Source organism: Pseudomonas sp. 2822-15 (genome assembly GCF_002742515.1).
Taxonomy (GTDB): domain Bacteria; phylum Pseudomonadota; class Gammaproteobacteria; order Pseudomonadales; family Pseudomonadaceae; genus Aquipseudomonas; species Aquipseudomonas salomonii.
The window spans coordinates 212,877-238,337 of the sequence record NZ_LJRY01000209.1 but is presented as its reverse complement, the minus strand read 5'-3'; the positions used below and the strand labels follow the sequence as shown (position 1 = coordinate 238,337).

Below are 25,461 nucleotides of genomic sequence, written 5' to 3'. Positions count from 1 at the left end.
ATGCGCGTTGTGTTCATCACCTTACTGTTGAGCTGCACCAGTGCCCACGCCGCCATGGGCCCGTTTGATGTGTACGAGCAGGCATTGCGTAACGATCCGGTGTTCCTCGGCGCCATCAAGGAGCGCGACGCCGGCCTGGAAAACCGCACCATCGGCCGTGCCGGGCTGTTGCCGCGCCTGTCGTACAACTACAACAAGGGCCGCAACAATTCCGAAGCGCACCTGCCGGACGGGCGCGGCGGCAGTTACCGCGACGACCGCAACTACAACAGCTACGGCTCGACCTTCAGCCTGCAACAACCCTTGTTCGACTACGAAGCCTACGCCAACTACCGCAAGGGCGTGGCCCAGGCGCTGTTTGCCGATGAGAGCTTTCGCGACAAGAGCCAGGCGTTGCTGGTGCGGGTGCTGAGCTATTACACCCAGGCGCTGTTTGCCCAGGACCAGATCGACATCGCGCGCGCCAAGAAAAAGGCCTACGAGCAGCAGTTCCAGCAGAACCAGCACCTGTTCCAGCAGGGCGAAGGCACGCGCACCGATATTCTCGAAGCCGAGTCGCGCTATGAGCTGGCCACCGCCGAAGAGATCCAGGCGCTGGACGAGCAGGACGCGTCGTTGCGCGAGCTGGGGGCGTTGATCGGCGTGCAAAGCGTCGACATCCACGACCTGGCGCCGCTGAACCAGAGCTTTGCCGCCTTCACCCTGACCCCGGCCAACTACGACACATGGCATGAACTGGCGCTGAGCAATAACCCCACGCTGGCGTCGCAACGCCAGGCCGTGGAAGTTGCGCGTTATGAAGTGGAGCGCAACCGCGCCGGGCATTTGCCCAAGATCACCGCGTATGCCAGCGCGCGCAAACAGGAGTCCGACAGCGGCAACACCTACAACCAGCGCTACGACACCAACACCATCGGCGTTGAAGTCAGCCTGCCGTTGTATGCCGGTGGCGGTATCTCTGCCTCCACCCGTCAGGCCAGCCGTGGCATGGAGCAGGCCGAGTACGAGCTGGAAGGCAAAACCCGTGAAACCCTGATCGAACTGCGCCGCCAGTTCAGTGCGTGCCTGTCGGGCGTGAGCAAACTGCGTGCGTACCAAAAGGCGCTGACCTCGGCCGAGGCGCTGGTGGTGTCGACCAAGCAAAGCATCCTCGGCGGCGAGCGGGTCAACCTCGACGCGCTGAACGCCGAGCAGCAGCTGTACAGCACCCGTCGCGACCTGGCCCAGGCGCGTTACGACTACCTGATGGCCTGGACCAAATTGCACTACTACGCGGGCAACTTGCGTGACACCGACCTGGCGAAAGTCGATGAGGCCTTCGGCCCGGTGAAATGAGCATCCATAAGAAGAATAAGGAGGGGTCAGATGATCACCCATTCACCACGTTTCAAACCGTTTACCGCAGGCTCGTTACTCCTGTTGTCCGTTGCGGCGCAGGCGGCCTACACCGAAACCGGCCAAGCGGGTAACCCGGCCAGTTGGCGCTCCGCCGAATTCCAGAGCGACTGGGGCCTGGGGCGCATGAAGGCCGATGAAGCCTACGCAGCCGGCATCACCGGCAACGGGGTCAAAGTCGGCGCGCTGGACTCGGGTTTTGACCCCAACCACCCCGAAGCCTCAAAAGACCGCTACCACGCGGTCAGCGCCAGCGGCACGTATGTGGATGGCAGCGCGTTCAGCACCACCGGCGCACTCAACCCCAACAACGATTCCCACGGCACCCATGTCACCGGCACCATGGGCGCGGCCCGTGATGGCGTGGGCATGCACGGCGTGGCGTACAACGCGCAAATCTACGTGGGCAATACCAACGCCAACGACAGCTTCCTGTTTGGCCCGACCCCGGACCCCAAGTATTTTAAGGCGGTGTACACCGCGCTGGTGGATTCCGGCGTGCGCGCCATCAACAACAGCTGGGGCAGCCAGCCCAAGGATGTCAGCTACCAGACCCTCGGCGACCTGCATGCGGCCTATGCCCAGCATTACAACCGAGGCACCTGGCTGGATGCCGCTGCGGATGTGGCCAAGGCTGGCGTGATCAATGTGTTCAGCGCCGGCAATAGCGGGTATGCAAATGCCAGCGTGCGCTCGGCCTTGCCGTATTTCCAGCCGGAACTGGAAGGCCACTGGCTGGCGGTATCCGGCCTGGATAAGGCCAATAACCAGAAATACAACAAATGCGGGATTGCCAAGTACTGGTGCATTTCCACGCCTGGCGCGCTGATCAACAGCACCATTCCCGACGGCGGTTACGGGGTCAAATCCGGCACCTCGATGTCGGCACCCCATGCCACCGGCGCGCTGGCGCTGGTGATGGAGCGCTACCCGTACATGACCAATGAGCAGGCGTTGCAGGTGCTGTTGACCACCGCCACGCAGCTCGACGGTGCTGTCACTCAGGCACCGAATACCATCGTCGGCTGGGGCGTGCCGGACCTCGGCCGGGCCATGCACGGGCCGGGGCAATTGCTCGGCGCAATGAACGTCAACTTGGCGGCCGGGCAGGGTGATGTATGGAGCAATGGCATCTCCGACCAAGCGTTGGTCCAGCGCCAGGCCGAAGACCGCGCCGAGCACAGCGCTTGGCAGCAAACCCTGATCGACAAGGGCTGGCAGAACGGCGTGGGCGCGAATGCCAGCCAACAGGACCAGACCGATTACGCCGTTGGCACTGCCCGTGACCAGGCCGCGGCCAACCGCGTATACGAGGGCAGCCTGATCAAATCCGGCGCCGGCAGCCTGGTGCTCAGCGGCGACAGCACGTATCGCGGTGCAACCAGCGTCAATGGCGGCCTGCTGGCGGTCAATGGTTCGCTGACCTCAGCGGTGACGGTCAACAACAGTGGCACCCTCGGCGGTTCCGGGCGCATCGGCGCCTTGAACGTCAACAGCGGCGGCACCGTGGCACCGGGCAATTCCGTGGGCACCTTGCAGGTGGCCGGTGATGTGAACCTGGGCGCAGGCTCCACCTATGCGGTGGAACTGACGCCCACCAGCAGCGACCGCATCGTCGCAGGCGGCAAAGCCGTGCTGGGCGGCGGCACCGTGACCCTGGCACTGGAAAACAGCCCGACACTGCTTAGCCAGAGCCAGGTGCAAAGCCTGATAGGCCGCCAGTACAGCATCCTGCAGGCGGCGGGCGGCATTCAGGGCCAGTTTGGCCAGGTGTTGCCGAATTACCTGTTCCTCGGCGGCAGCCTCGATTACGCCGCCAACGGCGTGCAGTTGGACGTGGGGCGCAACAACGCTGCGTTCGCCAGCGTTGCCGCCACGCGCAACCAGCGCAATGTCGCGACGGCGGCCGAGCAACTGGGCGCCGGCAACCCGGTGTATGAAAGCCTGTTGCAGTCGGACTCGGTGGCCACGGCCCGCCAGGGTTTGCAGCAACTGTCGGGTGAGATCTACCCGGCGATTGGCGCGATGCTGATCAACGACAGCCTGCAACTGCGCGATGCCGTGGGCGAACGCCTGCGCCATGTGCCGGTGAGCGGCGAAAGCAACCTGTGGCTCAAGGCGCTTGGCGCCTGGGGCAAGACCGACAGCCGCAGCGAAACGGCAGGCTCGACCACCTCGATTGGCGGTTTGCTCGCCGGTGTGGACGGCGCTCTGGACGAGCAGACCCGCGTGGGTGTGGTGGCCGGCTACAGCGACAGCTCGTTGAATATGGGCAGCGGCACGCATTCGTCGGCGTCCATCGACAGTTACCACTTCGGCGCGTATGCCGGGCGTGAACTGGGTGACTGGCGCGTCAGCGTGGGCGGCGCCTACAGCTGGCACCGTGGCGACGTAAGGCGTGACCTGCAATACGGCGCAGTCAGCGGCAAGCAAAAGACCAAGCTGGATGCCCGCACGGCGCAGTTGTTCACTGAAGCTGCCTACCGCATTCACCTGCAACCGCTGGCGCTGGAGCCGTTCGCCAACCTGGCCTATGTGCACTTGGACAGTGATTCCTTTCATGAAAAAGGCGCTGCGGCGGCGCTGGAGCGTGGCAGTGATCGGCGCGATGCGGTGCTCAGCACCCTCGGCGTGCGGGCCTTGAAAACCGTGCCACTGAACGACCATCAACAGCTGGAGCTGTCCGGTTCGCTGGGCTGGCAGCACAGCCTGACGGCGGTGGAATCCGAAGAACACTTGGCGTTTGTCGCCGGCGGGCCGTCCTTTGCCGTGCGCAGTTCGCCCTTGCTGCGCGATGCCGCGCTGGTCGGTGTGCAGGCCAGCCTGGCGTTGAGCAAGGCCACGCGGGTCAACCTGGATTACCACGGCCAGTTGGGCGGGAGCGCGAAAACCCAAGGCGTGGGCCTGAGCCTTAACTGGCAGTTCTAAAAACACCGCAGCGATGATCGTTCCCACGCTCCGCGTGGGAATGCCTCTTGTGACGCTCTGCGTCACGCTTTGGACGCAGAGCGTCCTGGGCTGCATTCCCACGCGGAGCGTGGGAACGATCGGGTTGGATTTCCAAAAAAGTGCAATAAGAAAACTAAGGAAGGTCACCGTGAACAAACGCAAACCAGGGTTAATGATCGCCACTCACACAGGCCCGAGCTACCCGCTCAAGGCTTTGAGCTGCGTGCCATACGGCGCGTTGCTGTGCTGCCTGGCAAGTCTGGGGACCGCCCAGGCCGCACCCTATGTGGAAACCGGCAAACTGGGCGATGCCGCCAGTTGGCGCAGCAACGAGTTCAAGGCCGACTGGGGCCTGGGCGCCATCCATTCAGACACCGCGTATGCCGCCGGCTACACCGGCAAAGGCGTCAAACTGGGCATCTTTGACCAGCCGGTGTATGCGCAGCACCCGGAATTCGCCAGCCCCAACAAGGTGGTGACGATTGTCACCGAAGGCATCCGCCAATACACCGACCCGTATATCCCGGTGAAGGCCGGCGATGCGTTCCGCTATGACGGCACGCCGTCCAAGGACTCCAACGGCAAGCTGGGTAACCACGGCACCCACGTCGGCGGGATTGCCGCCGGTAACCGTGACGGCGGGCCGATGCACGGCGTGGCGTTCAATGCGCAAATCCTCAGCGCCGAAAACGGCGACCCAGGCCCGGAAGACGGGATCATCCTCGGTAACGACGGTGCGGTGTACAAGGCCGGTTGGGATGGGCTGGTGGCCAGCGGCGCACGCATCATCAACAACAGCTGGGGCATCGGCATTGGCGATCAATACGCCAAGGGCGGCCGCGATCCGGCGTTCCCCAACTTCACGGTCAATGAAGCCCAGGCGCAGTTCAACAATATCCGGCCGATCCTCGGCACTATCGCCGGCGGCGCCTACCAAGGTGCAATCGATGCCGCCCGCAGCGGCGTGCTGACCATCTTTGCTGCCGGTAACGACTACAACCGCAACAACCCGGATGCGATGTCGGGCCTGGCGTACTTTGTGCCGGAGATCGCGCCGAACTGGCTGTCGGTAGCGGCCTTGCAGCAAAACCCGGACACCGCGAGTGCCAACCCGTACGTGATCAGCACCTTCTCGTCGCGCTGCGGTTATGCGGCAAGCTTTTGTGTGTCGGCGCCCGGCACCAAGATCTTCAGTTCGATCATCAACGGCACCGACCTGAGCAACCTGACCAGCGACTGGGCCAACAAAAACGGCACCTCCATGGCGGCGCCCCATGTGGCCGGCGCAGCGGCGGTGCTGATGGAGCGCTTCCCCTACATGAGCGGCGAGCAGGTCGCCACGGTGCTTAAAACCACCGCCACCGACCTTGGCGCACCGGGCATCGACGCGTTGTATGGCTGGGGCATGATCAACCTGGGCAAAGCCGTCAACGGGCCAGCAATGTTCGTCACCGCCGAGGATATTCCTGCTGAGTTCCGTATCGACGGCGCCTACGGCAGCAGCCAGTTTGTCGCCGACTTGCCAGGCATCGGCGCCGTGGTGGACGCCGGCAAACCGACCCAGCGTCTGTGCACCGACGTGCATTGCGGCCTGGATGTATGGAGCAATGCCATTTCCGGCCATGGCGGCCTGACCAAGCAAGGCATCGGTACGCTGGTGCTGAGCGGCACCAACACCTACAGCGGGCCGACCCTGGTCAACCAGGGCTTGCTGGCGATTAATGGTTCGGTCACGTCCGACGTTACCGTCAGCCAGACCGGTGTGCTCGCAGGCTCCGGCCGTATCGGCTCGTTGACCGCCAAAAGCGGCGGCACCGTGGCGCCGGGTAACTCCATCGGCACCTTGAATGTGGCGGGCAACGTGACCTTTGACGCGGGTTCGACCTACGCGGTGGAGCTGTCGCCCACCAGCAGCGACCGCATCGTGGCCGGCGGCACCGCCACGCTCAATGGCGGCACCGTGACCCTGGCCCTGGAAAACAGCCCGACACTGCTGACTAATGCCCAGGCACAAAGCCTGATCGGCCGCCAGTACAACATCCTGCAAGCCGCAGGCGGTATTACCGGCAGCTTCGGCGCGGTGCTGCCCAACTACCTGTTTATCGGCGGCACCCTCAACTATGCCGCCAACGGCGTGCAGCTGGACGTGGCGCGCACCAACAGCTTCGCCAGTGTGGCGGTCACGCCGAACCAGCGTGCGGTCGCGGCGGCGGCGGACCAGTTGGGCGCGGGCAATGCGGTGTATGAAAGCCTGTTGCTGGCGCCGAATGCGGCCTCGGCCCAAGGCGCGTTCCAGCAGCTCTCCGGCGAAATCTACCCGGCGCTGCAAAGTGCGTTGATCAACGACAGCCGCTACGTGCGCGAAGCCGTGGGTGAACGCCTGCGCCATGGCGAGATGGGCGCCGGCAGCGACACCCTCGACAGCCGTGGCAACGTGTGGGTCAAGGCCTTGGGCGCGTGGGGCAAAACCGACAGCCGCAGCGACACCGCGGGCTACACCACCTCGCTTGGCGGCATGCTCGCCGGCGTGGATGGCGCGCTGGATGAGTCGACGCGTATCGGCTTGGTTGCCGGCTACAGCGACACCTCGTTGAACATGGGCAACGACACCCACTCCCGTGCCTCGGTCGACAGCTACCACTTCGGTGCCTATGCCGGGCATGAGATCGGTGCCTTGCGCCTGAGCGGTGGGGCGACCTACAGCTGGCATCGCGGCGATGTAAAGCGTGACCTGCAATACGGCGATGTGGCCGGCAAGCAGAAGGTCAAAGTCGATGCGAGCAGCACCCAGGTGTTTGGTGAGGCAGCTTACCGCGTCAACCTGCAACCGCTGGCCCTGGAGCCGTTCGCCAACCTGGCCTATGTGCATCTGAACACTGATGGGTTCACCGAAAAAGGTGACGCCGCCGCGCTCAAAGGCCACGACGATACGCGCGATGTGGTGTTGAGCACCCTGGGCGTGCGCGCCTTGAAGACCTTCAACGTGAACGATCACCAGCAACTGGACGTGTCCGGCACCCTGGGCTGGCAGCACAACCTGAGCAGCACCGATTCCGAGCGGCACCTGGCGTTTGCCTCGGGCGGCCCGGCGTTCGCAGTGGAAAGTGCGCCGATGGTGCGTGATGCCGCGTTGGTCGGTGCGCGGGTCAGCCTGGCGTTGAGCAAGGATGCGCGGGTGAATTTTGATTACAACGGCCTGCTGGCCAGCAAGGACAAGGTCCACGGGGTGGGGTTGAGCCTCGATTGGGCGTTCTAAAAGGCTTCACCCCGTGTATGGGGTTGGGTTTGTGTGGGCGCCGGGCTTGCCCGCGATGCAGGCAACTCGGTGTGTCAGTGACACTGAGGTGAGGCTATCGCAGGCAAGCCAGCTCCCACATAAAGCCAGCGTCCAACGCTAAAACGTGTTTTTCGCTTTCTCTACAAATCCAACAACAGAGAGGCACTACCATGGGTATCTTTGACTATAAAAACCTCGGCACCGAGGGCTCCAAAACGCTGTTCGCCGATGCCATGGCGATCACGCTGTATTCCTACCACAACCTGGATAACGGCTTTGCCGTGGGTTACCAGCACAATGGCCTGGGGCTTGGCTTGCCGGCCACGTTGGTGGGTGCGCTGCTCGGCAGCACGGATTCACAAGGTGTGATTCCCGGCATTCCCTGGAACCCCGACTCGGAAAAGGCCGCGCTTGAAGCAGTGCAAAAAGCCGGCTGGACGCCCATCAGCGCCAGCGCCCTGGGCTATGGCGGCAAGGTCGATGCGCGCGGCACTTTCTTTGGCGAAAAGGCCGGCTACACCACGGCCCAGGTCGAGGTGCTGGGCAAGTACGATGACGCCGGCAAACTGCTCGAAATCGGCATCGGCTTTCGTGGCACCTCAGGGCCACGGGAAAGCCTGATCACCGACTCCATCGGCGACGTGATCAGCGACCTGCTGGCGGCCTTTGGCCCCAAGGATTATGCCAAGAACTACGCGGGCGAAGCCTTTGGCGGCTTGCTCAAAAATGTCGCCGACTATGCCGGTGCCCATGGCCTGAGCGGCAAGGACGTGGTGGTCAGCGGCCACAGCCTGGGCGGGCTGGCCGTCAACAGCATGGCGGATTTAAGCAACAACAAATGGTCGGGGTTCTACAAGGACGCCAACTACGTGGCCTATGCCTCACCGACCCAGAGCGCCGGCGATAAAGTGCTGAACATCGGCTACGAAAACGACCCGGTGTTCCGCGCGCTTGACGGCTCATCCTTCAACTTGTCGTCCCTGGGCGTGCACGACAAACCCCACGAGTCGACCACCGACAATATCGTCAGCTTCAACGACCACTACGCGTCGACGTTGTGGAATATCCTGCCGTTTTCCATCGTCAACCTGCCGACCTGGGTCTCGCATTTGCCCACCGGTTATGGCGACGGCATGACGCGCATCCTCGAGTCCGGCTTCTACGACCAGATGACCCGCGACTCCACGGTGATCGTCGCCAACCTGTCCGACCCGGCGCGGGCCACCACCTGGGTGCAGGACCTCAATCGCAATGCCGAACCGCACAAGGGCAATACCTTCATCATCGGCAGCCACGGCAATGACCTGATCCAGGGCGGCAAAGGCGCAGACTTTATTGAAGGCGGCAAAGGCAATGACACGATCCGCGACAACAGTGGGCATAACACCTTCCTGTTCGGCGGCCATTTTGGCAATGATCGGGTGATCGGCTACCAAACCACGGACAAGCTGGTGTTCCAGAATGTGGAAGGCAGCACCGACCTGCGCGACCATGCCAAAGTGGTCGGTGCCGACACGGTGCTGACCTTTGGCGCCGACTCGGTGACCCTGGTCGGCGTCGGGCATGGCGGCCTGTGGACGGACGGCGTCAGCATCGGCTGATCAATGCCAGTGTTGCCCCCGCCAGCCACCGCCCCAATACGGCCGGTGGGGGTAGCCGTAGCCATAGCTGTAAACATGATGGGGATAGTAGTAAGGCCGTGGGGCGTAACCCCAGTGCCCGTAATAAACCGGCGGCGGCGGAGGAGCGACGACGATGACCCGCGGCGGCTGACGGATGATGAGGGTGTCGGCAAACGTCGGTGCACTGGCTAGGGCCGCCAGGCTCAGGGGGATGAGTAACAGCGCGCGTATCGTACGGGACATGAGTGCCATGGCCGTCTTTCTCCGTTCTACCGCCTTCGAAGATGAAGGCGGCTTATCGGTTAAACGCCGGGTTGGCGAAAATCCTTCGGTAAATAAATCTTCATCGATCAGCGGCGCAGCGCTGCGACGGGTTCGGCAGGCCTCACGCGTACTGATCGTTCCCACGCTCTGCCTGGGAATGCCTCTTGTGACGCTCTGCGTCACGCCTTGGGACGCGGAGCGTTTTGGGCTGCATTCCCACGCGGAGCGTGGGAACGATCAAGCAGGCAAGAAAAAGCCCCGCATGGCGGGGCTTTTCATGTTCAGGCGTTTGCTTTCACTTTTCGCTGCGTACCGTGGCTACGTCATCAGCCTTGATGCGGATGTGCTTGCCGGCGATGTCGGTGAATTCATAGAACCCATCGGCTGTCTTGGTCTTGGGGGTGTCCTTGGTCAAATACTGCGTGCCATTTTGCAATGTCACTACGGTTTGCGTGGAGCAACCGGCCATCAGCAGAAAAGTGAGTGCAACCAGCGGCAGACCCAAATTCTTCATGTTCATTACCCTTACCTTTAACCCTGAAAAGTCCTGCTGAAAAGTCCCGGGCCTAAGGCCTCGAGCCACAAATGTTACGCCATCAACTGTCCTATCTGATCACTTTTATACAAAAAGTTGCGTGGGCCATTTATCTATTACTGATTGCAACAGCCCGCCACTGGCGGCACTCTGTATGCATAACCAGTATTTGATCAGTGCGCGACATGGCCAACCCCCTCGACGATCCCCTGTATTACCTGCATAACTTCCGCCAAGTACTGCTGTGGCTGGGGCAGCGTTATGCCGATTTGCTCGACCCGGACGAAATGCAGTTTATTCAGCAATTCGACAGGTTGCCGCAGCCGTCCCAGGCGTTATTGGTGCGCATGGTGATGCGCAAAGGTGTGCATTTTCGCGGGAGCAAGCTCAATTACCTGGAAATCGGCTGCACCCACACGGCCGCGCTTGCGCTGGTGCAGCAGGGCTGGGTCGAAAACCTGAGCCCGGTGAGTGTTGATGAGCTGTTCGCGCTGCTGCAAAAAAGCGAAATCCTCGCCGCCTTCGCGCCCTGGATTGACCAGCCCAAAGGCAAGAAGGCCGACTGGCTGCAAGGGCTGGCGGCGCAGTTCCCCGAGTCACGCAGCTTTGCCCAGTGGTGCCCCGAACTGAGCGACACGCTCTACAGCCTTACCGTGATGGACCTGTGCGACCGCCTGCGGCTGATGTTCTTCGGCAATCTGCACCAGGACTGGTCGGAGTTCGTGCTGGCGGACCTGGGCATCTACACCTACGAAAAAGTCGAGTTCTGCGCCGAGTCCCGTGGCTTGCGTAGCCGTGACGATGTGCACGGTTTTCTGTTCCTGCACCAATGCCAGCAAGCCTTCGAAGCCGGGCAGGCGTTGGACGAGGTACTGGCGCAGATCGTGCGGCTGGCCACCGACAACCCGTGGCTGGAAAAGCGCCGGGCTAAATTGCTGTTCCAGATCGGCCAATATTGCGAGCGCAGTGCCGAGCTGGAATTGGCCGCGCAGATCTACCGTGATTGCGCCTATCCCGGCGCGCGCTCGCGCTTGATTCGCGTGCTCGAACGCCAGGAGGATTACGCGCAAGCCATGGCCCTGGCGTGTGCGGCGCAGCAAGCACCGCAAAGCGCTGCCGAACAACAACACCTGCTGCGCGTGCTGCCACGCCTGCGGCGCAAGCTCGGCGAGCCGGCGCTGCCCAAGGTCAAGCCGCGTGAGGTCACGCGCCTGGACCTGGCGCTGGTGCAGGCGCCGCTGATGTCGGTGGAATCCTGCGTGCAGGCGCATTTGAGTGAGCCCGATGCGCCGGTGCATTACGTCGAAAACGGGTTGATCAATTCGCTGTTCGGGCTGTTGTGCTGGGAGGCGATTTTCGCGCCGCTGCCGGGGTCGTTTTTTCACCCGTTCCAGCGTGGGCCGGTGGACCTGCACAGCGAGGACTTTCACCAACGTCGCGCAGCGTTGTTCGCCGCCTGCTTCGAACAGCTCACGGATGAGCGTTACAAAACCACCATCCGCCAGCGCTACGTCGACAAATGGGGCATCCAGTCGCCATTCGTGTTTTGGAACCTGCTCAGCGAAGAGCTGCTGGAACAGGCCCTGACCTGCCTGCCGGCTGAACACCTGCGTTACTGGTTTGAACGCCTGCTGCTGGATATCCGCGCCAACCGCGCCGGCATGCCGGACCTGATCCAGTTCTGGCCGGCGCAAAAGAGCTACCGCATGATCGAAGTCAAAGGCCCCGGCGACCGCCTGCAGGACAACCAGCTGCGCTGGCTGGAGTTCTGCGGCGAGTACCAGATGCCGGTCACCGTCTGTTATGTGCGCTGGGCGCAAACCGCTTGAGCTACAACATTGCGGTGCGCGCGCTGTGCGAGTTCACGGCCAAGGTCGGCGACCTGGACCTGCGCTTTACGCCGTCGCCCAGCGCCCAGGAAGGCATCATCGGCCATCGCACCGTAGCCTCGCGCCGCAGCGCCCATTACCAGAATGAAGTGGCCCTGGAAGGCGAGTATCAGCAGCTCAAGGTGCGGGGCAGGGCAGACGGCTACGACCCGGACAGCAATCGCCTGGAAGAAGTCAAAACCTATCGCGGCGACCTCGAGGCCCAACCCGCCAACCATCGGCAATTGCATTGGGCGCAGGTCAAGGTGTACGGCTGGCTGATGTGCCACAAACTCGGCCTGCAGGAAATCGACCTAGCGTTGGTGTACTTCGATATTGTTGGCGAAGGTGAAACCTTACTGAACCAGCGCTTTCAAGCGGCCGACCTTGAGCAGTTCTTTAACCAGCAATGTGCGCTGTTCCTCGGCTGGGCGCGCCAGGAAATGCAGCACCGCGAGGCGCGCAACCAAGCCGCGCGGGCGCTGGCGTTTCCCCATGCCGAATTTCGCACCGGCCAGCGTGCATTGGCCGAGTCGGTCTACAAGGCCGTCAGCACCGGCCGTTGTCTGATGGCCCAGGCGCCTACCGGGATTGGCAAGACCGTCGGCACGATCTTTCCGCTGCTCAAGGCGTTGGCGCCGCAGCAGTTGGACAAGGTGTTTTTCCTCACCGCCAAGACCCCCGGCCGCAAGCTGGCCCTCGACGCCGCGCACGTGCTCTACACCAGCAGCCCCGACTTGCCGTTGCGCGTGCTTGAACTGGTGGCGCGTGACAAGGCCTGCGAGCACCTGGACAAAGCCTGCCACGGGGATTCCTGCCCGTTGGCCAAGGGCTTTTATGATCGCTTGCCGGCGGCACGCGTGGCGGCGTCCAAGGTGCGCCTGCTGGACCAGCGCAACCTGCGCGAGGTGGCCTTGGCCCATGAGGTGTGCCCGTATTACCTGAGCCAGGAAATGGCGCGCTGGGCCGACCTGGTGGTCGCCGACTACAACTACTATTTCGACTTCGGCGCCATGCTGTTCGGCCTGGCCCAGTTAAACCAATGGCGCGCCGCCGTGCTGGTGGACGAGGCCCACAACCTGGTGGAGCGCGCCCGCTCGATGTACAGCGCCAGCCTCGACCAGTACAGCCTCAAGACCCTGCGCGACAGCGCCCCGCAGCCGCTGAAAAAACCATTGCAGCGCCTGAACCGTGAATGGAACGCCCTGCACAAGGACCAGCTCGCGCCGTACCAGGCTTACGCCGACAAACCCGACAAAATGCTCCAGGCCTTGAGCCTGTGCAGCAGCGCCATGGGCGATTATTTCCACGACCACCCCGAAGCCCTCAGCGGCGACCTGCAAGCCTTCTATTTCGAGGCGCTGCAGTTTGCCAAGGTGGCGGAGCTGTTCAATGAACACTTCATCTTTGATATCAGCAAGCGCCAGTTCGGCAAGCACAGCGCCTCGACGCTGTGCCTGCGTAACGTGGTGCCCGCCGAATTCATCCGCCCCAGGTTGACCGCCGCCCGCAGCAGTGTGCTGTTCTCCGCGACCTTAAGCCCACGCCACTATTACGCCGACTTGCTCGGCTTGCCTGGGGATACCGCGTGGATCGATGTGGAGTCGCCGTTCCAGGCCGAGCAACTGCAGGTGCGCATTATCGATGCCATCTCCACGCGGTTTGTGCATCGCCAAGCCTCCCTGGCGCCGATTGTCGAGTTGATTGCCGAGCAGTTTGCCAGGCAGCCGGGCAACTACCTGGCGTTTTTCTCAAGTTTTGATTACCTGCAACAGGTGGCGCAGTTGATGGCCGAGCGGCATCCGCAGATTGCGCTGTGGTTGCAGTCACGCGGCATGGCCGAGGCCGAGCGCCAGGGGTTTCTGGACCAGTTCACCCAGCACAGCCAAGGCATCGGCTTTGCCGTGCTGGGCGGCGCGTTTGGCGAAGGCATCGATTTGCCCGGCACGCGCTTGATCGGCGCATTTATCGCCACACTGGGCTTGCCGCAACTCAACCCGGTCAACGAGCAGATGAAAGCGCGCATGGGCGCGATTTTCGGCGCGGGTTACGACTACACCTATTTGTACCCCGGCATTCAAAAGGTCGTGCAGGCGGCAGGCAGGGTGATCCGCAGCCAGCAGGACCGAGGTGTGGTGATGTTGATAGATGACCGCTTTGGTGAAGCCCGTGTGCGGCAGTTGTTGCCGCGCTGGTGGGCGGTGGAAGGGATGTAACGGCCGGAACATTAGTTCAGGCCGAACTCGGTGAAAAATCAGGGAGCTGGCTTGCCTGCGATGCACACACCTCGGTGTGTCAGGTACACCGAGTTGATGCTATCGCAGGCAAGCCAGCTCCCACAGGAAAGTCAGTCAACGCACTGATGCGCGGGTTTCCAGGGAGAACCTGAAGGTTGCGCCGTGCCCAGGGCGTTCCACCAACTGGATGCTGCGCCCATGCAATTGCAGGATGCGGTGCACGATGCGCAGGCCCAGGCCGCCATCGCGGCGTGCGCCGCCGATGGTGAACGCTCGCAGGAACAAGCCTTCGCGCAGCTCGGCGTCAATGCCCGGGCCGCTGTCGCTGACGGTGACCGCTACGGCACCGGCCTCGGCGGCCAGGATCACCTCGACTTCGCCATTCACCGGCGTATGGCGCAGCGCATTGTCCAGCAGGTTGGTGAGTACCCGCTCGATCAAACCCAGGTCGGCCAACACTGTCGGCACTTTGGGCGGTAGCGTGGCGGTGAGGGTAATGGCGCGGGCTTCCGCGGTGAGTTCGAACTTCTGGAAGATGTCCTGCACCAGATCCGGCAGCGAAAAGCCCTCAATCACGGGTTGCACAAAACCATGCTCCAGGCGCACCAGCTCCAGCAGTGACTGGGCCAGCCCGCCGACTTTGCGGCTCTGGTCCAGGGCGATGCCGAGGTAGCGCCGACGGTCTTCGGGGCTCAGGCTCGCGTCCTTGAGGGACAGGGTTTCCAGGTAGCCATGCAAGGACGCCAGTGGTGTGCGCAGGTCGTGGGAAATATTGGCGACCATCTCGCGGCGTTCCTGGTCTTGATGGGTAATGGCGCGCCATTGCTCGCCCAGGCGGTTTTGCATCTGCACGAAGGCGTGATCGAGCACCGCGATTTCATCGCCGCTGTCGAGTTCGGGAACCGTCGTTTCGGCGACTTTCGGCGCGCCGTTGATGTCGAACCGGCCGACCTTGTCGGTCAGTTGGCGCAGGGGCCGGGTGATCCAGGCAAAGGCAAGCAGGCCAGCCATCAGGCAGAGCAGGGCGATCAGGCCGATGGACCACAGGGCGATCTTCAAGGCCATGCCGGTGGCGTCCTTGGCGTCGTACACATCATGGGCTTCGCCCAGCAGCACCACGTACAGAAAACCGGTTTGCTGGCCGCTGGCCTTGAGCGGCGCAGCGCTGAACACTTTGCGCCCGTCGACGCTGCGCGGGTCATCGCCAAGGATCGGCAGCATGGCGCCGCTGAGAAAGCGCCGAACCGGCGCGAGGTCCACATGGTCACGCAGCAAATGCCCGCTGGGGGCGGCGTTACCGACCACACGGCCGTCGATATCAAGCAGGTACACCTCGACACTTGGGTTTACCAGCATCAATTGGCTGAACAAGTTGCGCACGGCATCCGGCTTGAGGCCGTCGGCGTCCATCAGTTGGGTGTCGCGGGCAATGTGCGCCGCCAGGTCGCGGGACAGACCTTGCACCACTTCCAGTTCATGCATGTGATTGGAGCGCACTTGCAGCCAGGCCGAGGTGCCGCTGCAGATCACCAGCAACACGGCGAACACCACCGATAGGCGTTGGGTCAGGGTCAGCTTCATGGCGCGCTCTCGGCGAATTTGTAGCCACGGCCCCACACCGTGAGGATGCGCGCCGGGTTGGCCGGGTCGACCTCGACCTTGGCGCGCAGCCGGTTGATATGGGTGTTCACGGTGTGCTCGTAGCCTTCGTGGCTGTAGCCCCACACCGCGTTGAGCAGGTCCATGCGCGAGAAGACTGTGCCGGGCTGGCGGGCAAAGAAGTACAGCAGGTCGAATTCCCGCGGCGTGAGGTCCAGGCGCTGGCCTTGCAGGGTGGCGTCACGGGTCAGCGGGTTGATGAACAACGCGCCCAGCTCAAGGCTGCCGGCGTCCATCTTCAGGTTACGCGCCATGGCGTCGACCCGGCGCAACAGGGCCTTGACCCGTGCCACCAGCTCCGGCATCGAGAACGGCTTGGCCAAGTAGTCGTCGGCGCCCAGCTCCAGGCCGAGGATGCGGTGCAGCTCGCTGGAGCGTGCGCTGGTGATGATGATCGGTGTGTAGCGCGCCATGGCGCGGGCACGGCGGCAGATCTCCAGGCCATCGACGCCGGGCAGCATCAGGTCGAGGATCAGCGCATCCCAGCCACCTTGCTCGAGCAGGCCCAGGCCTTCGGTGCCGTCGGCGCTGTGCACCACCTCGAACTGCTCGTCGCGCAGGTGCAGGCAGATCAAGTCGGCAATATGGGCATCGTCCTCGACCACCAGGACACGTTTGGGCTGATCCATAACAGAAAACCTTTGCTTGTAGTCCGCGCATTGTGCGGGTTTTGACACAGTGTAGTTATCACGAATTGTTTAACTCTGCGTGAGGATTTCGCGACCGTCCAAGGCTCAGGATGGCGACATTGCTCATTGAGGAGAACGCCATGTACTCACGTCGACAAATGCTGCTGGCCGGTGGTGGCCTGGGCGTCGCCGTCCTGGCCGGAGGCCTGCTGAAACAGCTGAACATGGTCACCGAGGTCGAAGCGGCCGAGACCTTTGAGGTCAACCACACCGAAGCCCAGTGGCGCAGCGTGCTGACGGCCGAGCAATTCGACGTGCTGCGTGAGGAGGGCACCGAACGCCCTTACAGCAGCGCACTCAATGATGAACACCGTGCCGGCACCTTTGCCTGTGCCGGTTGCGCATTGCCGCTGTTCTCCTCGACCACCAAGTTTGACAGCCACACCGGCTGGCCAAGCTTCTGGCAGCCGCTGGACAACGCGGTCGCCAGCCATGTCGACACTGCCTATGGCGTGGTGCGCAAGGAAATCCACTGCCGCCGTTGCGGTGGCCATCAAGGCCACGTATTTGACGACGGCCCGGCGCCTACCGGGCTGCGCTATTGCATGAATGGCGTCGCCATGACGTTTACGGCGGCTTAAGCCGATGTCTATTTTTAATTCGTATAAGGGTCGATCCCATGTGGCTGCTGGTTCTCGCGTATCTGGGCGGCGTGCTGACAATTGTCAGCCCGTGCATCCTGCCTGTTCTGCCTTTTGTCTTCGCTCGCACCGGGCAGCCGTTTATGCGCAGTGGCTTGCCGCTGTTAGCGGGGATGGCGGTGACATTCGCCCTGGTGGCCTCACTGGCTGCGGTGGGCGGCGGTTGGGTGGTGCAAGTCAATCAATACGGGCGTTGGCTCGCGTTGCTGTGCGTTGCCCTGTTCGGGCTCACGCTGTTGCTGCCGCACCTGTCGGAGCGCCTGACGCGGCCCTTGGTGGCCGCCGGCAGTCGCTTGTCGGAAGCCGCCGGGGCCGGTGCCAAACCGCGTCCGGGCGCGTCGTTCCTGATCGGCGTGGCCACCGGTTTGCTCTGGGCGCCCTGCGCCGGGCCAATCCTCGGGCTGGTGCTGACCGGCGCCGCGCTGCAAGGGGCCAGCATCGGCACTACCTTGCTCTTGCTGGCCTATGCCGCCGGGGCTGCCACCTCCCTGGCCTTGGCCTTGCTGGTCGGCGGTAAAGTCTTTGGCTTGATGAAAAAGTCCTTGGGTGCCGGCGAATGGCTGCGCCGTGGCCTGGGTGCGCTGATGCTGGCCGGTGTGGCGGCTATCGCCTTGGGCCTGGACACGGGTGTGCTGTCGCGCTTGTCGACCGCCTCAACCGGCGGCCTGGAACAAAGCCTGGTGGACCAACTGAGCGCCAAGCCTGCACAGAAGAGCGGGGCGATGATGGCCGGTGGCGCCATGATGGCGGCGGCCAACCACAGCGACACACTGCCGATCGAAGGCACGCTGCCGCCGCTGGAGGGCGCGGTGCAATGGCTTAACAGCCCGCCGCTGACGGCCGAGGCCCTTAAGGGCAAAGTGGTGCTGGTGGATTTCTGGACCTACTCCTGCATCAACTGCCTGCGCACCTTGCCGTACGTCAAAGCCTGGGCCGAGAAATACAAAGACCAGGGTTTGGTGGTGATCGGCGTACACGCCCCGGAGTTTGCCTTTGAACGCGATGTGAATAACGTCACCAAGGCCATGAAAGACCTGGGCATCACCTACCCGGTGGCGATCGACAACAACTACAAGATCTGGCGCGCCTTCAACAACCAATACTGGCCGGCGCACTACTTCGCCGATGCCAAGGGCCAGATTCGTTATCACCACTTCGGTGAAGGCGACTACGCCGAGTCGGAGCGGGTGATTCAGCAACTGCTGCGTGAGGCCGGTGCAAGCCACGTCGCCGGAGGCTTGATCGAGGCTGATGCCAAGGGTGTGCAGCAGGCGCCGGACATGAACGAGGTGCAATCGCCGGAAACCTACCTGGGCTTTCAGCGTGCGGAAAATTTCGTCACCGCCGGCACCTTAGGCACCGACAAAGTCGTGAATTACCCGGCGGCCGGCCACCTGGCCCTGAACAACTGGACCCTGGAAGGCCCATGGAATGTCGGCGGCCAGCAAGCCACCCTCGACCAGGCCGGTGGGCGTGTGGTTTACCGCTTTCATGCCCGTGACCTGCACCTGGTGCTGGGGCCTGGCGCCGATGGCAAGCCGGTGCGCTTTAAGGTGACGATTGATGGCCAGGCGCCCGGCGATGCTCATGGCACCGATGTGGCGCCGGATGGCAGTGGCACGGTGACCGAGCAGCGTCTGTACCAGTTGGTGCGTCAGCCAGCCGGCGTTAAAGACCGCACGTTCAGCATCGAATTTCTCGACCCGCATGTGTCGGCGTATGCCTTCACCTTCGGCTAAGCCTGACATGAAGTGATAACCCAATCAGTGTGGGAGCGGGCTTGCTCGCGAAAGCGTTCGATCTGCCAAAGCTTTTGTGACTGTTGGACCGCATTCGCGAGCAAGCCCGCTCCCACATTTTGGCCCTGTTTATTCAGTTGCATTGGAGTGAATGTGATGAAGCTGCTCAAATTTTTACCCGCGCTGGCCTTCGCCGCTTTCGTCGGCCAAAGCTCGGCGTTCTCCTTCGGTGGTGCCGATGACGCGGTGATGATCGCACCACCGGCCATGGACTTGCCCGCCGAGTCCGGCAACCTGCAAACCGCGGTGTTCGCCGGTGGTTGCTTCTGGGGTGTGCAAGGCGTGTTTCAGCATGTGCAAGGCGTGAAAAACGCCGTGTCCGGCTATGACGGCGGCGCGGCAAACACGGCCCAGTACGAGTCGGTCAGCGACGGCGATACCGGCCACGCCGAGTCGGTGTCGGTGACTTACGACCCGAGCAAAGTCAGCTATGGCAAGCTGTTGCAGATCTACTTCTCGGTGGCCCATAACCCCACCGAATTGAACCGCCAGGGCCCGGACAGCGGCACCCAGTACCGTTCGGAAATCTTCGCGCAAAATGCCGAGCAGCAAAAAGTCGCCCAGGCCTATATCGCCCAGTTGGACGCCGCCAAAGCTTTCGACAAGCCGATCGTGACCAAGGTGGAGATGGGCAAGACGTTTTACCCGGCGGAGTCCTATCACCAGGACTTTCTGACCGAGAACCCGTCTTACCCTTACATCGTGATCAATGATTTGCCCAAGGTGGCGCAACTCAAGAAACTGTTCCCCGACCAGTACCGCGCCGAGCCGGTATTAGTCAAAAACCAATAACCACCCGGACTGATCGTTCCCACGCTCTGCGTGGGAATGCAGCCCAGGACGCTCCGCGTCCCAAGACGTGACGCAAAGCGTCGCAAGAGGCATTCCCACGCGGAGCGGGAACGATCGTCATCAGGATTTGGCCTTGGCCAGGTACGGCGCCAGCCGGCGGCCCATTTCCTCACCCAGTGCCTGCAACCCGCTCAAGGGGCGCACCATCACTTCAAACTCGACGATCTGCCCCTGTTCGTTGAAGCGAATCATATCGATGCCCTTGAGCTGTTTTTCGCCCACGCGTGCGCTGAACTCCAGCACCACGTTAAGCCCGTCGGCACTCGCCAGTTCACGGTGATAGGCGAAATCCTCGAACACCTTGATCACCGTGTTGAGAATCATCGACACCACCGGCGCGCCGGGGTAGGGCGTGTGGGCCATGGGCGAGCGGAATACCGCGTCAGGCGCGAGCAGTTCGGGCAGGGCGGTGAGGTCGCGAGTGGCCAGCATGGTGTGCCAGCGTTGCAGGGTGTGGGCGGCGGCGGGATCCAGGTGGAGTTCGGACATGGGCTGTACCTGTTCTTATGTTGGGAAGGTCGTTCACCTGCCCAACATAAGAGCGGCACTCAAGCAGGGTCAATCACCCGAATTGACAGATAAGTAACCCGAATGCACTCACACCACTTCCAGGTAGGAGCTGTGAATCGCCCGCGCCAGTTCGCGCACGGTGTCGATAAAGTCCGTGAGCCGACTGTGCAAGCCGTCCTCCAGGATCTCATCGATGCCGGTATAGCGCAGGCGCGCTTCGAACTCGGCCGCCAGGCGCTGGGCTGTGCGCCCGTAACTGCCGGGCAAATCGGCGAGGATATGGCTCAACTCCTCGATGCACGCATGCAGTGAGCGCGGTACATCACTGCGCAACAGCAGCAGCTCCGAAACCGAGCGCGCATTCAGCGCATTCGGGTACAGCTCGGTATAGGCTTCGAACGATGAAAGCGCACGGAGCAGGGCGCTCCACTGGTAATAGCCGCGTGCCGAAAGGTCGCTGACTTCCTCCGATTCCTCACCAAACATCTCGTAGCGCGCATCCAGCAGGCGCAAGGTGTTGTCCGCACGCTCGACAAAGGTGCCCAGGCGAATAAACCGGTAGGCGTCATTGCGCATGATGGTGCCGGAGGTGGCCCCGCGAAACAGGTGCGAGCGCTGTTTGACCCAGTCACAGAAGTGGCTGATGCCATGGCGCGCCAGGCCGCCGGCGGCGATGCTGCGCATTTCCAGCCAGGTGGCGTTGAGGTTTTCCCACATGTCGGCGGTGATGCGCCCGCGCACGGCGTGGGCATTGCCACGGGCGGCGCGCAGGCAGTTGTAGATGCTGGCCGGGTTTTCTTCGTCGAGGGCGAAGAAGTGCAGCATGCGTTCGGCGTCCAGTTGTTTATGGCGTTCGAGGTAGCTGTCCAGCGTGCCGCTGCTGAGCAGCGACATGGCCAGTTCATCCAGCCCGTCACTGCGCCCGGCCTGGGGCATCAACGACAGCGAATAACTGACTTCCAACATGCGCGCCAGGTTCTCGGCACGTTCCAGGTAACGGGACATCCAGTACAGATCTGCGGCGGTTCTACTCAACATACTCAGCCCTCCACCACCCAGGTGTCCTTGGTTCCGCCGCCTTGCGACGAGTTGACGATCAACGAGCCTTCCTTCAACGCCACACGGGTCAACCCGCCAGGCACCAAGCGGGTTTCCTTGCCCGAGAGCACGAACGGGCGCAGGTCGATGTGCCGGGGCGCGATGCCGTTTTCGACGAAGGTGGGGCAGGTGGACAGGCTCAGGGTCGGCTGGGCGATGTAGGCGTGTGGGCGTGCCTTGATGCGTTGGCGGAAGTCCTCGATCTCGGCGGCGCTCGACGCCGGGCCGACCAGCATGCCGTAGCCGCCGGAGCCCTGGGTTTCCTTGACCACCAGTTCGGGCAGATGGGCCAGCACGTGGGACAGTTCATCCGGCTTGCGGCACTGGAAGGTTGGCACGTTTTGCAAAACCGGTTCTTCGTCCAGGTAGAAACGGATCATTTCCGGCACATAGGGGTAGATCGACTTGTCGTCGGCCACGCCGGTGCCGATCGCGTTGGCCAGCACCACATTGCCGGCGCAGTAAGCGGCGACCAGGCCGGGCACGCCGAGCATGGAATCCGGGTTGAAGGCCTTGGGGTCGAGGAAGGCGTCGTCGATACGCCGGTAGATCACGTCCACCGGTTTGGGCCCGTCGGTGGTGCGCATGAACACTTTCAGGTCGTGCACGAACAGGTCGGCGCCTTCGACCAGCTCCACGCCCATTTCCCGCGCCAGGAACGCATGTTCGAAAAACGCGCTGTTAAAGCGCCCCGGCGTCAGTACGACCACGTTGGGGTTATCGAGCCGGCTGGCGCTTTTAAGGGTTTTGAGCAGCAGGTTGGGGTAGTGGTCCACCGGCGCGATGCGCTGCTTGGCGAACACTTCCGGGAACAGGCGCATCATCATCTTGCGGTCTTCGAGCATATAGCTCACGCCGCTGGGGGTGCGCAGGTTGTCTTCGAGCACGTAGTAGGTGCCGTCGCCGTCGCGTACCAGGTCCACGCCGGAAATATGCGAGTAGATATCGCGGTGCAGGTCCAGCCCGACCATGGCCTTCTGATAACCCTCGTTGCCCAGCACCTGGTCTGCCGGGATGATCCCGGCCTTGATGATGCGCTGGTCGTGATAGATATCGGCGAGGAACATGTTCAGCGCATTCACGCGCTGGATGCAGCCGCGTTCGATCACGGCCCATTCACTGGCGGGGATACTGCGCGGGATGATGTCGAAGGGGATCAGGCGCTCGGTGTCTTGTTCGTCGCCGTAGAGGGTGAAGGTGATCCCGGCGCGGTGGAACAGCAAATCGGCCTCGCGACGCCGTTGGGCCAACAGTTCCGGCGGCGTATTGGCCAGCCAGCGGGAGAAATCCTGATAGTGCGCACGGCAGGCGCCGTTTGCGTCATTCATTTCATCAAAGAAAGATCGAGCCATTCCAGTACCTTGTCAGTGCCCAGGGTTGCCTTGGGTGGCACTGCCGCTTAAAAAAACGCATATTTTTATGAGCCTGTGGCTGACGGTGCCAACGGGCCTGGTCCTTACTTTCTTATGGGGTCGGCTCTGGGTCGGGGGGTAACGAATGCTCCTGTATCCGGGCAGATGAATGCATTAAGCAATGCCTGTGCCGGAACGGTGTCAAGGGAGTGATTACCTTGTGGCGAGCAAGCTCACTCGCTACAAAAGCGCTCGCCGCACCAGCCCGCTCACTACAAGGGTGCAGTGCATGCGCTCAATTGGTGCAAGAACAAACTTGAACTTCACCCAGGCCCGATTCTTCTAACAAGTTTCGTCACCTTGTGGAGCACGTCGTGCCCAGAATCATCTCTGCCAATACCCCGGCCGCTGCCGTGGACGATCACAGCGAACACAATGCCAAGATCTTCGGTTCGCCCAAGGACCGCCTCGACTTCTACCGCCGTGAAATCCAGTACGAAACCAGCATCCTGGCCAACCGCACCGACGCCTACCTCACGGCCCAGTCGTTCCTGGTGATCGCGTTTGTCTCCGGCATGGGCAACCTGAACCCGGAGTGGGGCAAGTTTTTTACTTTGATCGTGCCGGCGTTTCTGGCTGCCCTCGGCATTCTCAGCTCACTGAACGCCTGGCCGGGTATTCGTGCCGCCTACGAAATCATCGACCACTGGCACTACAAGCAGAGCGAGTTGCTGCGCAGCGAGCCGGTGATGGGCCTGGCCTATGACGATTCACCGCTGTTCTGCGAGACCGAGTCATCCCATAAGGGCTATCGCAAGTCGCTGCTGTTCTCCATGCGCGCGCCGTGGCTGTTCATGGTGTTCTGGGTACTGCTGGGCGCCTATGCGTTTTATATCCAGGTGGATAACCCGGTGTCTTAAGCAATTTGAACTTCGTGGCGCTGGCTGGAACCTTAACTTTACGCACTGTGCGTTTTACACAGAGGTGATTTATGAACACCAGCAACGACCCCCAAACCAGCAACCGTAACGACCCGGCCATCGATGGCGGCGAGCCGGCGCCCGGCACCGCTGCCCATGCGCCTAAAGACCCGAAGCCTGCCGGCGACCCCAAAGCGCGGGAAAACGACTACAGTCCAGACTTCAAGCCCGAGCGTGCGCCCAAGCCTGAAACCGATGCCGATATCGACACCCAAGGCGGTTAGAGGAGACAGTCATGTCCCAGGAACTCGATGATGAAGAAGAACTCAATGACCCGGGCAACGAAGACCCGGGCTCATTGATGGATGATGCAGAAGTACCGCTCAACGATCTGGATGATGCCGCGGATGTAGGCAACACCGAACATCAGGACTGAGGGTTCGCCTTGGCGCGTCGTTCATACCAGGCCAGCATCGGTTGGGTGCTCAGGCCATGAACGACGATGCTCAAGGCGATCACTGAAATCGTCAGGTTTACCGCCAACGCGCTGCTGGTGCCGACCAGCCCGTGGTTCAGCGCGTAGAACAGGTAGTAAATGCTGCCGATACCGCGAATGCCGAACCAGCCCATCAAGCCGCGCTGCCGCGTGCTGATCAGGCGGCCCCAGGGTATGACCAGCACGCTGAATGGCCGGATCACGCAAAACAGCAGCGCAGCCACCGGCAGCGCCCGCCAATCCCAGTGGCTGGCCAGCACAATGCCCAGCACGGTCACCAGGAATACTTCCATCGAGCGTTCCACCAAACTGCCGAACGAGAGCATGTCGCCCATCATCACGCCGGCAGCAATTTGCGTATCTTGCAGTTCGCTGACATCGCCTTGCAGGGCCCGCTCAGGTTCCACTTCCAGATGGCCCACCACCGGCAACGCCAAATGCTCCGAGGGCGTCTGCGAGTGCCCCGTGGAGCGGAACTCCGCCTGGCGCAAACCCAGCCCGGCGGCGAACACCGACAAAAAGCCGTAACCGCCCACGGCCTCGGCGGCCACATAGGCCAGGGCAATCAGCGCCAGGGTCAGGTAGTCGTTGGGGGACAAGGTGCTGTCGGCATGGGTGATACGCAACCACAGGGTCACACGGCCGATACCACGCCCCATCCAATAACCGATCAACAATCCGGCGGGGACCGCCCACACCAGGTTTTTCAGGACCCAGCCACCGAACCAGTCGCCATCAAACCCGCCGTGTTGCATAAACAGCAGGGCAAAGATCACAAACGGAAAGGCAGTCCCGTCATTCAAACCGGCCTCACCGGACAAGCCGAACCGCAGCGCGTCATAGTCCTGGGCATTATTGACCTGGACCAGCCCGGCCAGTACCGGGTCGGTCGGTGCCAGAATCGCGCCGACCAGCAGCGACACGCCCCAGGACCACGCGAACACATAATGCAGCGCCAGGCTTACACCAAGGATGGTCAGCAGCATCACCGGCCCGGCCATGCCAAACGCTACGCGCCAGGTACGATGCTTGAGCGGCAGGCGCAGTTTCAAGCCGCTGACAAATAGAGAGAACAGCACCGCGACTTCGGTCAGGTGCTCCATCCAGCGCGCCGAGCCTTTGATATCCAAGCCCAGGAGGTCGACGCCCAGCGGGCCAATGGCGACGCCCAGCAGCAGGCACACCGCCGAGGTGGTCACCGGCATCCAGCGCAGGTAGGAGGAGGTGAGGGCGAGGGTGAGCAGTACGGCGCCGAGTACGGCCATCCATAAAATAAACGTCATCGAGCATGTACCGGG

Annotated in this window: 20 protein-coding genes; 12 read left to right on the top strand and 8 right to left on the bottom strand. The window is 62.3% G+C overall.

Annotated elements, in window-relative coordinates; genetic code table 11:
• The 4 genes from AOA59_RS23245 to AOA59_RS23230 all read left to right on the top strand — a co-directional run bounded on the left by AOA59_RS23245 (window position 1) and on the right by AOA59_RS23230 (window position 9,222).
• Entirely contained in the window at window positions 1–1,335 is a 1,335-nt protein-coding gene (locus tag AOA59_RS23245; RefSeq protein WP_065930092.1) for a TolC family outer membrane protein, read from the top strand.
• A gap of 30 nt (window positions 1,336–1,365) precedes the next feature.
• Window positions 1,366–4,323: an autotransporter serine protease gene (locus AOA59_RS23240; protein ID WP_099489203.1), complete on the top strand. Its 2,958-nt coding sequence runs from the start codon at window positions 1,366–1,368 to the stop codon at window positions 4,321–4,323.
• A 169-nt stretch (window positions 4,324–4,492) separates the two neighbouring features.
• Complete coding sequence (locus tag AOA59_RS23235; protein WP_099489202.1) at window positions 4,493–7,600, top strand: autotransporter domain-containing protein; 3,108 nt, start codon at window positions 4,493–4,495, stop codon at window positions 7,598–7,600.
• Between the two features lie 191 nt (window positions 7,601–7,791).
• A complete protein-coding gene (locus AOA59_RS23230; RefSeq protein WP_099489201.1) occupies window positions 7,792–9,222 on the top strand; it encodes a lipase in 1,431 nt (476 codons plus the stop codon).
• Here AOA59_RS23230 and AOA59_RS23225 read toward each other — a convergent pair whose 3' ends face one another.
• A complete protein-coding gene (locus tag AOA59_RS23225; RefSeq protein WP_256593105.1) occupies window positions 9,223–9,486 on the bottom strand; it encodes a hypothetical protein in 264 nt (87 codons plus the stop codon).
• A 316-nt stretch (window positions 9,487–9,802) separates the two neighbouring features.
• Window positions 9,803–10,027 carry a YgdI/YgdR family lipoprotein gene (locus AOA59_RS23220; RefSeq protein ID WP_017135598.1) on the bottom strand — a complete coding sequence of 75 codons (225 nt, stop codon included), beginning with the start codon at window positions 10,025–10,027 and terminating at the stop codon, window positions 9,803–9,805.
• 200 nt (window positions 10,028–10,227) lie between these two features.
• Between AOA59_RS23220 and AOA59_RS23215 the strand changes: the two genes are divergently transcribed.
• Both AOA59_RS23215 and AOA59_RS23210 read left to right on the top strand, forming a co-directional pair.
• Window positions 10,228–11,871 carry a VRR-NUC domain-containing protein gene (locus AOA59_RS23215; RefSeq protein ID WP_099489199.1) on the top strand — a complete coding sequence of 548 codons (1,644 nt, stop codon included), beginning with the start codon at window positions 10,228–10,230 and terminating at the stop codon, window positions 11,869–11,871.
• A complete protein-coding gene (locus tag AOA59_RS23210) occupies window positions 11,868–14,126 on the top strand; it encodes an ATP-dependent DNA helicase (protein WP_099489198.1) in 2,259 nt (752 codons plus the stop codon). The genes AOA59_RS23215 and AOA59_RS23210 overlap by 4 nt, the downstream gene beginning before the upstream one ends.
• 135 nt (window positions 14,127–14,261) lie before the next feature.
• Here AOA59_RS23210 and AOA59_RS23205 read toward each other — a convergent pair whose 3' ends face one another.
• Window positions 14,262–15,728 (bottom strand): HAMP domain-containing sensor histidine kinase, encoded by a 1,467-nt coding sequence (locus AOA59_RS23205; RefSeq protein ID WP_099489197.1) that lies wholly within the window; start codon window positions 15,726–15,728, stop codon window positions 14,262–14,264.
• Window positions 15,725–16,435, bottom strand: coding sequence for a response regulator transcription factor (locus AOA59_RS23200; protein ID WP_065930085.1), 711 nt, complete (start codon window positions 16,433–16,435; stop codon window positions 15,725–15,727). The genes AOA59_RS23205 and AOA59_RS23200 overlap by 4 nt, the downstream gene beginning before the upstream one ends.
• Before the next feature lie 140 nt (window positions 16,436–16,575).
• Here AOA59_RS23200 and msrB point away from each other — a divergent pair, with 140 nt between their 5' ends.
• The 3 genes from msrB to msrA all read left to right on the top strand — a co-directional run bounded on the left by msrB (window position 16,576) and on the right by msrA (window position 19,727).
• Window positions 16,576–17,076 carry a peptide-methionine (R)-S-oxide reductase MsrB gene (gene msrB, locus AOA59_RS23195; RefSeq protein WP_069787549.1) on the top strand — a complete coding sequence of 167 codons (501 nt, stop codon included), beginning with the start codon at window positions 16,576–16,578 and terminating at the stop codon, window positions 17,074–17,076.
• 38 nt (window positions 17,077–17,114) lie between these two features.
• On the top strand, window positions 17,115–18,875 hold the full coding sequence (locus tag AOA59_RS23190) for a cytochrome c biogenesis protein DipZ (RefSeq protein WP_099489196.1): 1,761 nt from the start codon (window positions 17,115–17,117) through the stop codon (window positions 18,873–18,875).
• 156 nt (window positions 18,876–19,031) lie between these two features.
• Window positions 19,032–19,727 (top strand): peptide-methionine (S)-S-oxide reductase MsrA, encoded by a 696-nt coding sequence (gene msrA / locus AOA59_RS23185; RefSeq protein WP_099489195.1) that lies wholly within the window; start codon window positions 19,032–19,034, stop codon window positions 19,725–19,727.
• A gap of 120 nt (window positions 19,728–19,847) precedes the next feature.
• Here the strand turns inward: msrA and AOA59_RS23180 are convergent, their stop codons facing one another.
• The 3 genes from AOA59_RS23180 to AOA59_RS23170 all read right to left on the bottom strand — a co-directional run bounded on the left by AOA59_RS23180 (window position 19,848) and on the right by AOA59_RS23170 (window position 22,747).
• Complete coding sequence (locus AOA59_RS23180; RefSeq protein WP_099489194.1) at window positions 19,848–20,276, bottom strand: nuclear transport factor 2 family protein; 429 nt, start codon at window positions 20,274–20,276, stop codon at window positions 19,848–19,850.
• A gap of 108 nt (window positions 20,277–20,384) precedes the next feature.
• Window positions 20,385–21,335, bottom strand: coding sequence for an alpha-E domain-containing protein (locus AOA59_RS23175; protein ID WP_017253783.1), 951 nt, complete (start codon window positions 21,333–21,335; stop codon window positions 20,385–20,387).
• 2 nt (window positions 21,336–21,337) lie between these two features.
• Complete coding sequence (locus AOA59_RS23170) at window positions 21,338–22,747, bottom strand: circularly permuted type 2 ATP-grasp protein (protein WP_065930079.1); 1,410 nt, start codon at window positions 22,745–22,747, stop codon at window positions 21,338–21,340.
• 374 nt (window positions 22,748–23,121) lie between these two features.
• On the opposite strand from AOA59_RS23170, the gene AOA59_RS23165 reads away from it, so the two are divergent.
• The 3 genes from AOA59_RS23165 (at window position 23,122) to AOA59_RS32705 (ending at window position 24,103) form a co-directional block, all read left to right on the top strand.
• Complete coding sequence (locus tag AOA59_RS23165) at window positions 23,122–23,667, top strand: hypothetical protein (protein ID WP_058420258.1); 546 nt, start codon at window positions 23,122–23,124, stop codon at window positions 23,665–23,667.
• Between the two features lie 71 nt (window positions 23,668–23,738).
• Complete coding sequence (locus AOA59_RS23160) at window positions 23,739–23,951, top strand: hypothetical protein (RefSeq protein WP_099489193.1); 213 nt, start codon at window positions 23,739–23,741, stop codon at window positions 23,949–23,951.
• 11 nt (window positions 23,952–23,962) lie between these two features.
• A complete protein-coding gene (locus AOA59_RS32705; protein WP_163005441.1) occupies window positions 23,963–24,103 on the top strand; it encodes a hypothetical protein in 141 nt (46 codons plus the stop codon).
• On the opposite strand, the gene AOA59_RS23155 is transcribed toward AOA59_RS32705, so the two are convergent.
• Window positions 24,094–25,446 (bottom strand): sodium:proton antiporter, encoded by a 1,353-nt coding sequence (locus AOA59_RS23155; protein WP_099489192.1) that lies wholly within the window; start codon window positions 25,444–25,446, stop codon window positions 24,094–24,096. The genes AOA59_RS32705 and AOA59_RS23155 overlap by 10 nt on opposite strands.
• Window positions 25,447–25,461 lie beyond the last annotated feature (15 nt).